This window comes from Salinivibrio sp. MA440, assembly GCF_001996265.1.
Taxonomy (GTDB): domain Bacteria; phylum Pseudomonadota; class Gammaproteobacteria; order Enterobacterales; family Vibrionaceae; genus Salinivibrio; species Salinivibrio costicola.
Map to the genome: position 1 here is coordinate 109946 of NZ_MUFI01000002.1, position 15014 is coordinate 124959.

Annotated in this window: 11 protein-coding genes; 2 read left to right on the plus strand and 9 right to left on the minus strand. The window is 51.0% G+C overall.

The window, feature by feature from the left end; genetic code table 11:
• Window positions 1–33: 33 nt before the first annotated feature.
• Window positions 34–1326, minus strand: coding sequence for a glutamate-1-semialdehyde 2,1-aminomutase (gene hemL, locus BZG80_RS01150; protein WP_021022146.1), 1293 nt, complete (start codon window positions 1324–1326; stop codon window positions 34–36).
• 213 nt (window positions 1327–1539) lie between these two features.
• Between hemL and erpA the strand changes: the two genes are divergently transcribed.
• Window positions 1540–1881, plus strand: a complete 342-nt coding sequence (gene erpA, locus BZG80_RS01155; protein WP_021022145.1) for an iron-sulfur cluster insertion protein ErpA — start codon at window positions 1540–1542, stop codon at window positions 1879–1881.
• Between the two features lie 86 nt (window positions 1882–1967).
• On the opposite strand, the gene BZG80_RS01160 is transcribed toward erpA, so the two are convergent.
• Entirely contained in the window at window positions 1968–3290 is a 1323-nt protein-coding gene (locus BZG80_RS01160; protein ID WP_021022144.1) for a peptidoglycan DD-metalloendopeptidase family protein, read from the minus strand.
• Window positions 3291–3534: 244 nt separating this feature from the next.
• Between BZG80_RS01160 and tyrS the strand changes: the two genes are divergently transcribed.
• Complete coding sequence (tyrS, locus tag BZG80_RS01165) at window positions 3535–4722, plus strand: tyrosine--tRNA ligase (protein ID WP_077678578.1); 1188 nt, start codon at window positions 3535–3537, stop codon at window positions 4720–4722.
• Window positions 4723–4824: 102 nt separating this feature from the next.
• Here tyrS and BZG80_RS01170 read toward each other — a convergent pair whose 3' ends face one another.
• The 7 genes from BZG80_RS01170 to gltB form a co-directional block, all read right to left on the minus strand.
• Complete coding sequence (locus tag BZG80_RS01170; RefSeq protein ID WP_021022142.1) at window positions 4825–5388, minus strand: flavodoxin family protein; 564 nt, start codon at window positions 5386–5388, stop codon at window positions 4825–4827.
• A gap of 104 nt (window positions 5389–5492) precedes the next feature.
• A complete protein-coding gene (locus tag BZG80_RS01175; protein ID WP_025744819.1) occupies window positions 5493–6104 on the minus strand; it encodes a TRIC cation channel family protein in 612 nt (203 codons plus the stop codon).
• A 20-nt stretch (window positions 6105–6124) separates the two neighbouring features.
• A complete protein-coding gene (gene btuF / locus BZG80_RS01180) occupies window positions 6125–6976 on the minus strand; it encodes a vitamin B12 ABC transporter substrate-binding protein BtuF (RefSeq protein ID WP_077678579.1) in 852 nt (283 codons plus the stop codon).
• A gap of 12 nt (window positions 6977–6988) precedes the next feature.
• Entirely contained in the window at window positions 6989–7948 is a 960-nt protein-coding gene (locus BZG80_RS01185) for a cobalamin biosynthesis family protein (RefSeq protein ID WP_077459818.1), read from the minus strand.
• Window positions 7949–7961: 13 nt separating this feature from the next.
• Complete coding sequence (gene mtnN / locus BZG80_RS01190; RefSeq protein WP_077678580.1) at window positions 7962–8657, minus strand: 5'-methylthioadenosine/S-adenosylhomocysteine nucleosidase; 696 nt, start codon at window positions 8655–8657, stop codon at window positions 7962–7964.
• 102 nt (window positions 8658–8759) lie between these two features.
• Complete coding sequence (locus BZG80_RS01195; protein ID WP_077678581.1) at window positions 8760–10172, minus strand: FAD-dependent oxidoreductase; 1413 nt, start codon at window positions 10170–10172, stop codon at window positions 8760–8762.
• 12 nt (window positions 10173–10184) lie between these two features.
• Window positions 10185–14651, minus strand: a complete 4467-nt coding sequence (gltB, locus tag BZG80_RS01200) for a glutamate synthase large subunit (protein WP_077678582.1) — start codon at window positions 14649–14651, stop codon at window positions 10185–10187.
• Between the last annotated feature and the right edge of the window lie 363 nt (window positions 14652–15014).

The window sequence follows — 15014 nt, forward strand, 5'->3', positions numbered from 1 at the left end:
CGCAACCGCTATGACTGGGCTATACGCCCTTGGTTAGCCTTGTGCCGCGAGCGTAGCGAAGGCGTGGTCAGCAGCTGCCAGTGTCGCATCAATTTCCTTTTGGCCGTGCGCCAAGCAGGTAAAGCAGGCTTCAAACGCAGACGGTGCGAGATAGATACCTTGCTCGAGCATTAAGTGGAAGAAACGCTTAAAGCGCTCAGTATCGCACTGCTGCACGTCTTTGAAGCAAGTGACTGTGTCTTGGTCCGTAAAGAAAAAACCAAACATTGCACCGGCTCGGTTGGTCGCTAATGGAATACCGTGTTTGTCGGCCAAGGCTTTAAAGCCCTCAGCAAGTTGTTTGGTGACACTATTGAGGTAATCATGATTGCCTGGTTGACGTAGTTCACTAAGACACGCGAAACCAGCTGCCATGGCGACCGGGTTACCGGCCAAGGTGCCCGCCTGATAAACCGGACCGGTCGGTGCTAAGTATTCCATCACATCGCGACGACCACCAAATGCACCTACAGGCATGCCACCACCGACGATTTTACCTAGGGTAGTCAAGTCAGGTTTGACGTCGTAATAGGCTTGTGCGCCGCCAAGTGCCACGCGAAAGCCCGTCATCACCTCATCAAAAATTAGCAGGGCACCAAATTCATCGCATAGCGCGCGTAAACCTTGTAAGAAACCTGGCTGTGGTGGCACACAGTTCATGTTACCGGACACTGGCTCGACAATAATACAAGCCACCTCGTCAGGGTAAGTCTCGAACGTTTGGCGTACCGAGTCTAGATCGTTATAGGTGCAGGTCAGCGTGTGTTTGGCAAAATCTGCCGGTACCCCGGGGGAGTTTGGCTCGCCGAGCGTGAGTGCGCCTGAGCCTGCTTTCACGAGTAAGCAGTCACCATGGCCATGATAGTTGCCTTCAAATTTGATGAACTTATCGCGTTTGCTATAGCCGCGCGCGAGACGAATGGCACTCATGGTCGCTTCGGTGCCAGAGTTCACCATACGCACCATTTCCATGGATGGAACAAGCTCAGCAACCAGTTCTGATAAAGTGGTTTCACTTTCGGTGGGTGCACCAAAGCTCAGTCCACGCTGGGCGGCATCAACCACAGCTTCTCGAATGGAGGCGTGGTTATGGCCGAGAATCATTGGGCCCCACGAGCCAACGTAGTCGATGTAAGCTTTGCCGTCGGCATCAAAGATGTACGCGCCGTCAGCACGCTCCATAAAGACAGGGTCACCGCCGACACCGGCAAATGCACGCACGGGAGAATTCACGCCACCGGGAATGGTGCGTCTAGCTTGTTGAAAAAGTTGTGCTGATTTGGTCATGACATATCCTGTTAGGTAAGGCTTCGCCTAAATTGCGTCGGTGTATTTTAACCAAAGATACAGAACACTGGCGAGGTAGAGTATGATTTCATTGCAACAAGTTTGGCAATTAATACGTACTGATCACAATTGCGATCAAGCGCGCAATACTTGAACACTTTACTCAGGTATTAGATAATCCAATACTAAGCACCAAGAGCATGTGAGGTAACAATGAGCGAAGCACCTTTGCCGTTAGAGTTTTCTGAGGCCGCGGCGACCAAGGTAAAGACGCTGATTCAGGAAGAAGAAAACCCAAACCTGAAACTACGCGTCTACATTACCGGTGGTGGCTGTAGCGGCTTCCAGTATGGTTTTACCTTTGACGAAAACGTCAATGAAGGCGATATGGAGATCGAAAAAAGCGGCGTGATGTTGGTAGTGGACCCCATGAGTTTACAGTATTTAATGGGTGGGAAAGTCGACTATACCGAGGGGCTGGAAGGATCGCGCTTTTTCATTGATAACCCGAATGCCACCACCACGTGTGGCTGTGGCGCATCATTTAGCGTCTAATTTTTCGGCTGCGATAAAACGTACGACTTTTCGTTCCATCACAAAAACGGCGCCCTGTAGCGCCGTTTTTTGTCGCAATAGCCTGTTTAACCGCCACGGTTATAATGGTTTAAGTTGCCTACTGTCGCCAGTAGCTGGTTAAATTTGCTCAACTGTGCCATACGAGATTCAGCCAAGCGAACGAATTCTCGCTTGTCTTTACCTTGCAGGGATTTCGCTTCTGGCAATGCGACGGTGCGTGGGTTCTTATGCACACCATTGACCAAGAACTCGTAATGTAAGTGCGCCCCCGTAACACGCCCTGTTGATCCAAGCGTGCCGACGATATCGCCTTGTTTGACGCGCTGGCCGGTTTTCACTTTGCGTTTGGTCAAGTGCAAATACTTAGTGATGTATGTCGAGCTATGGCGGATAAAGACATAATTGCCGTTAAAGCGATTATAAGACGCTTTCATCACGATACCGTCACCAGCCGCTTTGATAGGCGTACCAACCGGTGCGACATAATCGGTGCCGCGATGCGGTTTGACCCGACCCGTCACTGGGTGCAGACGGCGTGGATTAAAGTTTGAACTGACATATCTAAAGTTCACCGGCGAGCGCAAGAAGGCTTTTTTCATCGCTTTACCGGTTGGTGTGTAGTATTTGCCACTCTCTGCTCGCACGGCGGTAAAGGTTTCACCACGGTTGGTGAACGTGGCTGCCAGAATATTACCGCTGCCAATATGTTCACCTTCGACAAACTCCTCTTCATACAAGACGGAAAAACTGTCTCCGTTACGAATATCGAGGGCAAAATCGACATCCCAGCCGAAAATCCCCGCCAGTTGCATGATTTGGTTTGGAGTGAGGCCTGCGCCTGACGCGGCTTGCCAAAAGCTCGATTGAATGGTCGCTCGGGCAAAATTTATCTGGGTATCAACGTGTTTGGTTTCAATACGAGATTGATAGGTGTCATCGATCTTATTGACGATGAGGGTTTCATTGCTACCGCGTGGCTGAATCAGTTGCACCAGCTCGCCGCTGTCATCAACGCCTAAACGTACTTCATCACCAGGATTCAGATACGCCAAACGCTGGGTATGCTCATCGGCATTCACGAGGCGATAGAGATCGGTTGGGCTCAGGCCCGCGCGGTTAAACAGCAACGCCATACTTTCACCCGGTTGCACCTCATAGGTGGACCAATGGATAGTGCGGCTAAACTGTGCGGGCATTTCATCTTGTGGTGGCAGTAACGAGACGGCATCCACAGGGACAGGGTAGTGCTTACCCGGTTCAAAATTGGGTTGAGGGCGCGGGGTGCTTGGGCCATCAGGCACCAACATTAATAAGACCACGAATGCACTTAATGCACCGATAATGAGTTTATGTAACTTGGGTAAGGCTGCGAGTTTATTTAACGGCATGAAGACTATGTTGAATCACTACGAATAAAGTTATGACAGTCAGACACCCAATCGGTTTTATTGGGGATGATGCCCTGAAGTAGATTTGACACGGCTGACACAAAGACCACACACATTTTTTGATGGCAGCCACTGCGCACACCCTGTATACACTCTATCAGTTTAACTGGTTTCAAAAACTGTCGCTATTCGAGTAATATGTCTGTTTATCACATTTTTGCCTATTAGGTAGGAGCAACAGACTATGGCGAGCCTTGAAGCCGCGCTAGCAGAACTAAAACGTGGCGTTGATGAAGTAATCCCGGAAGACGAGCTGGTGGCAAAGCTGAAAGAGGATCGTCCTCTTCGCATTAAGCTCGGTGCGGATCCTACTGCACCGGATATCCACCTCGGTCACACAGTGATCTTAAATAAGCTCCGAGCTTTTCAAGCGCTTGGCCATGAAGTGATTTTTTTGATTGGCGATTATACCGGCATGGTTGGCGACCCGAGTGGTAAAAACACGACGCGCCCGCCATTGACACGTGAGCAGGTACTGGCAAACGCAGAAACCTACAAAGAGCAGGTCTATAAAATTTTAGACCCTGCTAAAACACGTATTGAGTTTAACTCTAAATGGCTGGGCGAATTAGGCACCGATGGCATGATTCGTCTCGCGGCGAGCTCAACCGTGGCGCGTATGCTCGAGCGTGATGACTTTAAAAAGCGTTATACCAGCAACCAAGCGATAGCTATTCATGAGTTTATCTACCCACTCTTGCAAGGCTACGATTCAGTCGCGTTGGAAGCGGACGTTGAGCTGGGCGGGACCGACCAAAAGTTTAACTTGTTAATGGGGCGTGAGCTGCAAAAGCAAGCGGGACAAAAGCCGCAAGTCGTGATGACGATGCCGCTACTAGTCGGGCTTGATGGTGTTAAAAAGATGTCTAAATCGGCCCATAACTACATCGGTGTCAGCGAACGTCCAGATGATATGTTTGGTAAAATCATGTCGATTTCTGACGATCTCATGTGGGATTACTATGAGCTGTTGTCATTCCGCCCTCTCGAGGAAGTGGCTCAGTTTAAGCAAGATATTCAAGCGGGTAAAAACCCTCGTGATATTAAGATCTTGCTGGCGAAAGAAATCATTGCCCGTTTCCATTCAGACGCCGATGCTGACGCGGCCGAGCAAACTTTTATCAATCGTTTCCAAAAAGGGGCGATGCCAGATGAGATGCCAAGCTTTACCTTTGAGCAAGGTATTGCGATTGGTAATTTGCTAAAAGAGGCGGGACTGGTAAATTCCACCTCAGACGCGCTGCGTATGATCCGCCAAGGTGCGGTGAAAATTGACGGCGAAAAAGTGGAAGACACTAAGCTGGTGCCAGCAGCGGGTGAAGCCGTATATCAAGTGGGTAAGCGTAAGTTTGCGCGTGTGACGTTAAGCTAGAGATCCCCTAAAAGGGGACTCTACGTAACGTATAAAGGCATGACTAGCTGATAACGAAAAGCCCTCGCGTAATTCGCGAGGGCTTTTCTCATGATTTACTGACTAGGTATGCCAAACGCCTTTTAGTGCACGTACCATGTGTTGACCAAGGTAAAACGCCGTTTGTAGGCAGGCTTCGCTAAGTTGGGCATCGTCTGGAGTGTGTGCAGTCACCCCAAGGCTTGTGCCACTTGGGTTAATGTTTTCTACCCCGATATTGGCACGGCCTAGGCTTAGCCACAGCATGTCATGCTGGCTGGCTAAGGTTTGGAAATACTGCAGTGTCTGGGGCTGATCGCCACCTGGGTAGGTGCCTACGGTAAAGCCTGCCGCGTACTTTCCTCGCCAATCTTGTGTTTCCCAGCTTGGGCTGGACGCATCGGCAAAGGCTTTAAATTGTGCGCTTGGCCCACCCATGTAGGTGGGAGCACCAAAGATGATCGCGTCGACCTCTTTGAGTTTTTCAAACAGCTTATCATCGATAAAGCGTCCGTTTTCTATCATTTCTGATGTAATGCGATACACCACTGGCTCGGCATCGCCGGCATGAATGCCTTCTGCGATGGTGGTGGCGAGTGCATGCGTGTGTTCATCTTCAGAGTGATAAATGATGGCAATGCTGATCATAGAGGCTCCTTTATTAGGCTGTTCTCCATGACATTAGGGTGTTCTGCCTAGATTTCAACCACCATTTGCCATATATCACGACACCTTAACACTAATGGCTATCACTATTTATCGAGCGCAAACGGCGGTAAAGATAAATGCCAGCGAATGGCCGCTAAACGGATCAGTAAGGTGGTGAGCATACCGGCGAGCGATGCCGTGACTGTGTCTGGACTCACTTCGATAGCAAGAGTATGGACAATGCCGCCAGCAATACAGGCCGTTGCATACACTTCCGTTCTCAGCACCATAGGCACTTCCCGCGCGAGCACATCACGAATAATGCCACCGCCACAGGCCGTTATGACCCCCATGATCACCGCGACAAGTGGCGATGCACCATAGCTTAGGGCTTTATCCACCCCAATGCCGACAAAGACCGCTAAACCAATCGCATCCGCGCAAGGCAGTACGTACCAAGGTAGACGGCGCGGATGGCGGATCAGCAGCATGGTCGCCACGCATGTGGCTAATATCACCCAAATATAAAGCGTATCGGTAATCCAAAAGGCTGGTGTGGCGCCCATGGCCATATCTCTGACGGTGCCTCCTCCAATGGCGGTGGCACAGGCCAACACCACCACGCCAAAGGGGTCCATCCTTAAGCGACCGGCGACTAACACCCCTGAAATAGCAAAAACGGCGGTGCCAAATAAATCGAATAAATACAGAATCATGGTTTGTGTCATGCTAGGTCCTATTGCGCGTGACGGACTTTATCGAGGGCGGTACAAATTTGCTCTGCGGCATTCAATGCGCGTGGTGTGGCGCGGGTTAACCAGTCAGGATTCAGTGGCCAGGTAAAACGTTGTGCGTGATCGGGCACTAATTCAGCCATCGATTGCCAAGATTCTGGCAATGTCGCCCCGGTGTAGAACACCGTTTGTGGTAAGCGAGTGATCACCTGTTCCATATTCACTTGCGGATAGGCGGCTGGGCTTTCGGCGAAAATATTTTCCCCGCCGCATAAGCGAAATAACTGACTCGGCCAAGCACGATCACTGGCGGTCATTAAAGGCGTATCGCTGAGTAGATAAAAATAGCGGACAGATGGTGCGTTCTGATAACGCGCTTTGAGCTGTGCGAGCTTTTTATCAAAGGCTTTTGCGTTGCGTGTGGCGATATCAGCCGTCTTACTGTAGCGGCCTAACTCGCGAATAAACTGGCCAATGTCGCTAAGCTGGTTGGGGTTAAGGTAACGAATCTCAAATCCCATCTTAGCGAGAGTTTCTAGCGGTTTAGGCGGATTGCCGCCACGCCAAGCTAAAATTAAATCAGGCTTTAGGGCGATAATGCGCTCTAACTTTATCCCGCGGTAATTGGCCACGCGTTCAAGAGACTTTGCTTGCTCTGGGTAATCACTATAGGCGCTGGCTGCGACTAGATGAGGACCAAGTCCTGCGGCATAGGCGAGCTCAGTCGCATGAGGAGCAAGACTGATCACTCGAGGTGACGTGGCATAAGCGCTGAAAGCCAGTCCCCAAAGCGAGATGAGAAACACAGGTCTACATACCAAAAGCAACACGAGGCGGGCGCGAAAACGAGGCATCAATCCGAGTCCTTAAAGAATAAGAAGCAAAGAGCTTAACGCAAGCCAAATTAAAACACTGTGTTTTAATTTTAAACGCAAAAGCAATAGGTGGTAACACGCCGGGGTGACCCCGTAGCCAATTTTGGTTCTGAGGGTTTTCGTGCCTTGATAGATAGCCGGGCCACCGAGAGATAATTGAAAGCGGCTTCCCGCACAGGCGAGTAGCCAACCCGGTCCTGGCGTGCGCCAACGACGGCCTTGTTGCCAGCAAGCTTTGAGATGCGTCCATGGCGTACGCCCTAGCGCCAACACGAGCGCAAACAGCGACATTGGAATGGTGTCGACTAGGTTGAGTAATCGTGCGGTTGCAAGGCCGAATGGATAATAGGCTAGTCGGCTGGGTGACCAGACGCGATGGAGATGAACCACACTGGTATATAAAAGGGCACCGACGCCACCGGCAAGCGCATAGTAAAAGATCACACAGGCGCCATGCCGAGCCGTGCCGAGGATCAGCGTTTCGGCGCCGGCTTTACCGATGCCGATCAATGACAAGGACTCAGTGTCTCGGTTTACCTGTGTCGCAAGTAATGCACGCGAGGTACCTTTATCATGCTCATCAATGGCCTGCGCGAGTGCGTGTCCAAATTGGTCAATCGGTCGCCACGCTAATGCGAGCCAAAGCAAAATCCCATCAAAGAGTGGACGTGACCAGACGAGCTCACGAGCGGCAATCAATAAAATAGCCAAGGTGCCGCACATCAAGGCCAAGGCGAGACCACCCGCGAGTTTGCGTTGCTGTTTAGGATCGTTATCTTTATTGACTTGGCTCGCCAGCAATACGGCATACTGCTGCCAATATTGAAAAGGAGAGTGCTGGGTTGAGAGCGGCAGTAACCAGTGGATCAGCACCGCCAGCCACAGCGCCCATAAGCTTCCGTGGTTGGCGGCGAATAGTATCCATTGTTGCGGGTTAAGCAAAGCATCCATGATCGTGGTCGGGTTAGTCGTTAATCATCGTCACCATTTTTTCGACCATGGCGGAGGAGCTTTTTGCTGCCAGAGGCAAGAATTCTTCAAAAGACATGGGTGACTCTTTTTCTGCGACCACGTCAGAAATAGCACGTACTACCACAAAAGGTGTTTTGAACTGGGCACAAACTTGCGCAATGGCAGCCGCTTCCATTTCTGCGGCAACGGCTTGGGGGAAGTGAGTGTGGATATGTTGACGATGTGCGTCAGTGTGGACGAAGGTATCTGCGGTACAAATGAGTCCGCGAACCACATGAGTATCAGCGTCGACCGCTTTCTCAGCTAATTGCATTAAGGCTTCATCCGATTCAAATACTGCCGGCTGCTGTGGCACCTGCCCCATTTGATAGCCAAATGCGGTTGCGTCCGCATCGTGATAACCAACCTGAGAAGACACAACGACGTCTCCGACATTGAGCGAGGGCTCAAAAGCACCCGCAGAGCCGGTATTGATCACCCAATCAGGCTGGTGCTGTGAAAGCAACAAGCTGGTGCCAATTGCCGCCGCTACTTTACCAATCCCCGACTGCAACAAAACAATATCATGGCCGTGTAAGGTGCCGGAGTAGAAGGTGCAACCACCCTCATGGTGCGTCGTTAGGTTGGTTAGCTTGTCGCGCAGTAGAGTGACTTCTTGCTCCATTGCGCCAATAATGCCGATTTTCATGGTTATAATCCTGTTCGCGCGTTAATGCCGTTAGTGTACATTAGACAATAAAAAAGTGCCTCCTTTGAGGCACTTCTGATGTTGTCGTTAATCTTAACGCGTTTAAACTTCAAGGTAATCCATGATCCCCTCCGCCGCTTTACGGCCTTCATCGATAGCCGTGACCACTAAGTCGGATCCTCGTACTGCATCCCCGCCGGCAAAGATCCGCGGATTCGTGGTTTGGTATAAGATCTCACCTTTGGCAGGCGCCTGAATCCGTCCTCGTTCGTCTAGTGCGACATCGTAAGGTTCCAACCATTCCATTGCATGAGGCTGAAAACCAAAAGCCATGATCACCGCGTCAGCTTCCAGTATGTGTTCACTGCCTTCAATCGGCTCGGGACGACGGCGGCCGGCGGCATCCGGGGCACCCAATTGGGTTTTCACTACGGTGACGCCACGGACATTGCCGTTATCGTCCACTTCAATGCCAAGCGGTTGCAGGTTGAACATAAAGTTGACGCCCTCTTCACGCGCATTTTTAACTTCTCGACGTGAACCCGGCATGTTTTCTTCGTCACGGCGATAAGCACAGGTGACGCTAGCGGCTTGTTGGCGAATCGAGGTACGCACACAGTCCATAGCCGTATCCCCGCCACCGAGGACCACAACACGTTTCCCTGCCATATCGATAAAGTCGGGCGCATGATCCAGATCCATCACTTTATAGGTGTTGGAGACTAAAAAGGGCAGGGCATCAAAGACACCGGGCGCATCTTCATTCGCGAGCCCGGCACGCATGTATTGATAGGTTCCCACACCTAAGAATACCGCGTCGTAGTCATCCACGAGGGTTTGCATCTCAATATCTTTGCCGACTTCGGTGTTGAGGCGGAACTCTACACCCATCTCGGTAAAGACGCGCTGACGATGACGCATGACATCCTTTTCTAATTTAAAGGAAGGAATGCCAAAGGTAAGCAAACCACCGATCTCAGGATAACGATCAAAGACGACGGGTTTAACGCCATTGCGTACTAACACATCGGCGCATGCCAGACCAGCAGGCCCTGCGCCAATCACGGCCACTTTTTTCTCGGTCCACTCGACATGTGACATATCGGGCTTCCAGCCCATTTCAAAGGCTTTATCGGTAATGTATTTTTCGACATTACCGATAGTCACCGCACCAAAATCGTCGTTGAGAGTGCAGTCACCTTCGCACAGACGGTCTTGCGGACAGACTCGGCCGCAGACTTCTGGCAAGCTGTTGGTTTGATGTGACAGTTCTACCGCTTCAATAATCCGCCCTTGGTTGGCAAGCTCTAGCCATTGCGGAATGTAGTTGTGTACTGGGCACTTCCATTCGCAATACGGGTTGCCACAATCGAGGCAACGATCTGCTTGGGCCGATACTTCCTTCTCGGTGAAAGGCTCATAGATCTCAACGAACTCAATCTTGCGCGTTTCAATCGCTTTTTTGCGCGGATCAATGCGCTGGACATCAATAAACTGATAGATGTTCTGGCTCATGGGTCCCTCCTTTTATTGCGCCTGAACGCGCAACTCGGTCGCGCTACGACTTTGATGGCCTAATAAAGTATTCACATCCGCCGCTTTGGGTTTGACCAAATAGAAGCGATGCACCCAATGATCAAACTCATCCAGTAGCTGTTTTGCACGATCCGAGCCAGTTAGCTCAAAATGCTGAGCAATTAAGCCACGTAAATGCTCTTGGTGGATCGTGAGAGCTTCCAGTGAGAGTGCCTCGACCAATTCAGCATTGATATGGGCATGGAAGTCGCCCTCTTCATCCAGCACATAAGCAAAGCCGCCTGTCATTCCAGCGCCAAAGTTGACACCGGTGCGCCCTAGAATTGCCACAATACCGCCTGTCATGTATTCACATGCGTTATCGCCTGCGCCTTCCACAATGGCATGGACGCCTGAGTTGCGTACCGCAAAGCGCTCTCCTGCTTTACCCGCAGCAAAGAGCTTGCCGCCCGTTGCACCATACAGGCAGGTGTTACCCATAATGGTGGACTCATGGCTGGCAAATGCCGATCCAACCGGTGGACGGATGACAATCTGTCCGCCACTCATGCCTTTACCGACATAATCGTTGGCATCACCGATGAGGGTAATGTTGACTCCAGCGGCATTCCATACCCCCAGAGACTGGCCTGCGGTGCCTTGCAGTTGAATATCGAGCGGATTGGCTGCCATTCCGGCATTGCCATAGCGTTTGGCGATGACGCCTGACAAGCTAGCACCGACTGAGCGGTCGGTATTACGGACCGAGCGGTAAATACTCGCGCTACGATTCGCCTCAATCGCATCACTCAGTTCACTCAGCAGAGTCTGGTTCAGCGCCGCTTTATCGAATGGCGTATTCGGCTCACTGCAATATAAGGTTTTTCCCGGCCAAGGCGTTGGCGCCTCAAGGATATGGCTTAAATCCAGTTTCAACTGTTTGGCGGTAAAGCCTTCAACTGCCTCTAATAAGTCGGTACGGCCAATCAGATCGGTGAGTTTCTCGACCCTGAGCTCAGCGAGCAGTTCGCGCACCTCTTCACCCAGGCCTTTGAAGAAATTCATCACCTGTTCGGGGAGGCCTTTAAAGTGATCGCGACGCAAGGTTTCATCCTGGGTTGCCACACCGGTCGCGCAATTGTTGAGATGGCAAATTCGCAGATATTTACAACCGAGTGCCACCATGGGGGCGGTACCAAAGCCGAAACTTTCTGCGCCTAAAATCGCCGCTTTAATAATGTCGAGACCGGTTTTCAAGCCGCCATCAACTTGCAGGCGAATTTTGTGGCGTAAGCCATTTTCCACCAAAGCTTGCTGGGTTTCGGCTAGGCCGAGCTCCCAAGGGCTACCTGCATACTTCACCGATGTCAGCGGGCTGGCACCGGTACCGCCATCGTAACCCGAAATGGTAATCAGATCGGCATAGGCTTTCGCGACGCCAGTGGCAATGGTGCCAACACCTGGTTCCGAGACCAGCTTAACCGAGACCAGTGCCTGCGGATTCACTTGTTTTAAGTCGAAGATCAGCTGCGCTAAATCTTCAATTGAGTAAATATCATGATGAGGCGGCGGCGAAATCAGGGTGACTCCAGGCACGGAAAAGCGCAGTTTCGCGATCTCTGCGGTCACTTTATGCCCTGGTAGCTGCCCGCCTTCGCCCGGTTTCGCACCTTGCGCGACCTTGATTTGCAGCACATCGGCATTAGTTAAGTAGTGCGGGGTGACGCCAAAGCGGCCCGAGGCAATTTGTTTGATCCGAGAATTACGCTCGCTATTGAAGCGACGTGGATCTTCACCGCCTTCTCCAGAGTTGGAGTGACCGCCTAGACGGTTCATGGCAATGGCGAGAGCTTCATGGGCTTCTGGACTTAAAGCGCCAATTGACATAGCGGCTGAATCAAAGCGTTTAAACAGCTCGGTCGCGGGTTCTACGCGCTCGAGTGCAAGCGGCGTTTGTGCTTTTTTCAAGCGCATTAAGTCACGCAAGGTCGCGACCGGACGTTCATTGACCGTGTTGGCGTAGGTTTTGTAATCCATGGTTTCACCCGAGCGGACTGCGCTTTGCAAGTTGGTCACTACATCGGGGTTATAAGCATGGTACTCACCGTCATGCACATATTTGAGCAAGCCACCGTGCTCAAGCGGTTTGCGTTTAATCCACGCGCGACGGGCAAGGTTGATGAGGTCTTGTTGGAAATCGTCAAAATTTGCCCCTTGAATCCGACTCGCGACGCCTTTAAAGCAAAGTTCAATGACATCGTCATGCAGACCTACGGCTTCAAACAGTTGCGAGCAGCGGTAAGACGCAATGGTCGAGATCCCCATTTTCGACATGATTTTGTAAAGGCCTTTATTGATGCCATTACGGAAGTTAACCATGACGTCACGATAAGGTTGGTTGACCGCACCAATATCGACCAAATTAGCCAAAGTTTCGTAGGCTAAATAGGGATAAACCGCGGTGGCGCCAAAACCGAGTAACACCGCAAACTGATGGGCATCACGAGCGCTACCGGTTTCGATGATGATGTTGGCATCACAGCGCAGGTTCTTGCTGACCAAACGTTTTTGCACTGCACCGACGGCCATGGCGGCTGGGATTGGGAGCGTGTCTTTGTGAATACTGCGATCGGACAGCACGACCAAGACGGTGCCATCGCGGACACAGCGCTCAGCTTGATCACAAAGGTCAAGGATCGCTTGGTGAAGATCTTTCTCGTTCGGGTTGTAGTTAATATCGAGAACCGTATTGCGGTAATAGGTGTCGTCCAGCTCGAGTAACTGGATCAGATCCGAAAACAGCAGTACGGGCGATTTAAAGGCAACCCGTTCGGCATGGCCATCGGTCTCGCAAAAGACGTTCATCTCGCGACCGATACAGGTCGCCAATGACATCACGTGATTTTCCCGTAACGGATCGATAGGTGGATTGGTGACCTGAGCAAATTTTTGCCGGAAATAGTCACTGACACAGCGCGGACGCGAAGAAAGCACCGCCATTGGTGTGTCATCGCCCATGGAGCCGGTCGCTTCTTGGCCGATATCACCCAAGACCTTGACTACCTGATCAATCTCTTCGTTCGACATACCAAACAGCTTTTGATACGTCTTGAGCTGACCATCTTGCAAGTTGCGGCTGCCTTCACTGGTTTGTGGATCCAGATCTTCAAAAGGCGTCAGGCGACGGACATGTTGATCGAGCCATTCGCGATAGGGGTGGCGGCTTTTGAGCTCATTATCGATTTCACCCGAGTGCCAAATTTTGCCTTCTCGTGTATCAATGACCAGCAACTCGCCTGGCCCGACACGCCCTTTTTCTTCAACTTCATCCGGTGCGTAATCCCAGATGCCGACTTCAGATGCCAAGGTAATAAATTTATCTTTGGTGATCACATAACGCGCTGGACGCAGACCGTTTCGGTCAAGGTTACAGGCCGCGTAGCGACCGTCTGACATCACAATGCCGGCTGGGCCATCCCAAGGCTCCATATGCATCGAATTAAAATCATAGAATGCGCGGAGCTCATCATCCATATCTGGATGATTTTGCCAAGCAGGCGGCACAAGCAGGCGCATGGCTCGGAACAAGTCCATACCACCGGCAAGAAAGACTTCCATCATGTTATCGAGGCTGGATGAGTCTGAACCGGATTCATTCACAAATGGCGCCGCTTGGTATAAATCTGGCAATAATGGCGAGTTAAACTTATACGCACGGGTCCGCGCCCACTGGCGATTCCCTTCAATGGTGTTGATTTCACCATTGTGTGCGAGGTAGCGGAAAGGTTGGGCAAGCGGCCAGCGCGGCTGCGTATTGGTACTAAAACGCTGGTGGAACAAACAAATCGACGACTCAAGGCGAAGATCGGCCAAATCAGTGTAAAAGCGCGGCAGATCTGCCGGCATACACAGTCCTTTATAGACAATGGTTTGGGTCGACAAGCTGGTCACATAAAAATCTGCATCATCGGTGAGGGCCTTTTCGGCGCGACGACGTGCAATGTAAAGGCGACGTTCGAGATCGCGAGCTCGCCAGCCGGCTGGACCATTGATAAAGACTTGCTCAATCACCGGTTGAGACTGTTTGGCGATGTCTCCAAGTACGTCAGGATTGGTCGGTACCGTTCGCCATCCCACCACTGAAAGGGTTTCAGCGTTGATTTCTTGCTCGAAGCGTTGTTTGGCTTGTTGGGCTTTAGCTGGATCGGCGCTTAGAAAAATCATGCCGACCGCGTAAAGGCGGCTAAGCTTCCATTGATTTTGCTCAGCGATAAGGCGGAAAAAGCGGTCTGGCTTTTGCAGCAGCAATCCACAACCATCGCCTGTCTTACCGTCTGAGTTGATACCACCTCGGTGGGTCATGCGGTCAAGTGCAGCGATAGCGGTACGAACCAGTTTGTGGCTTGGCTCTCCCTCTTGGTGGGCAATAAGGCCAAAACCACAGTTATCTTTTTCCAGCATTGGGTTGTACAGCGACATTGCAATTCTCCCTTGCTACTGCGTGATGCGCAGTGATTGCATTTATTGTCGTGATCCTCCTGACCACTCTGAGCGGGCTTAGCCTTGTGACTATGCTCCCGTTATGTTGTGATTTTTTAACGAGATTTGTCGGTTATTGGTTATTTAACTAGCTGTTTTTAAAAACAATAACCGAATCAAATAAGGGGAAAACACGACTCAGCGACCTTCCAAATTAACGGGAAACCCCGCAAAGGTCAAATTTTTGTATGCAATCTTTATGCATATACAAATGTAAAAAACGACGATTTAAGGTTATGATTTAGCGTGCTTTTAATGCGGATAGTCAGGGAATAATAGCTATTCGCAATTATGCTTTTTAGT

Bases quoted from the DNA above. Each gene is read 5' to 3' on its own strand.
- BZG80_RS01160 (WP_021022144.1), bottom strand. From the start codon at position 3,290: ATGCCGTTAAATAAACTCGCAGCCTTACCCAAGTTACATAAACTCATT.
- erpA (WP_021022145.1), top strand. From the start codon at position 1,540: ATGAGCGAAGCACCTTTGCCGTTAGAGTTTTCTGAGGCCGCGGCGACC.
- BZG80_RS01170 (WP_021022142.1), bottom strand. From the start codon at position 5,388: ATGATCAGCATTGCCATCATTTATCACTCTGAAGATGAACACACGCAT.
- mtnN (WP_077678580.1), bottom strand. From the start codon at position 8,657: ATGAAAATCGGCATTATTGGCGCAATGGAGCAAGAAGTCACTCTACTG.
- hemL (WP_021022146.1), bottom strand. From the start codon at position 1,326: ATGACCAAATCAGCACAACTTTTTCAACAAGCTAGACGCACCATTCCC.
- BZG80_RS01195 (WP_077678581.1), bottom strand. From the start codon at position 10,172: ATGAGCCAGAACATCTATCAGTTTATTGATGTCCAGCGCATTGATCCG.
- tyrS (WP_077678578.1), top strand. From the start codon at position 3,535: ATGGCGAGCCTTGAAGCCGCGCTAGCAGAACTAAAACGTGGCGTTGAT.
- BZG80_RS01185 (WP_077459818.1), bottom strand. From the start codon at position 7,948: ATGGATGCTTTGCTTAACCCGCAACAATGGATACTATTCGCCGCCAAC.
- gltB (WP_077678582.1), bottom strand. From the start codon at position 14,651: ATGTCGCTGTACAACCCAATGCTGGAAAAAGATAACTGTGGTTTTGGC.
- BZG80_RS01175 (WP_025744819.1), bottom strand. From the start codon at position 6,104: ATGATTCTGTATTTATTCGATTTATTTGGCACCGCCGTTTTTGCTATT.
- btuF (WP_077678579.1), bottom strand. From the start codon at position 6,976: ATGCCTCGTTTTCGCGCCCGCCTCGTGTTGCTTTTGGTATGTAGACCT.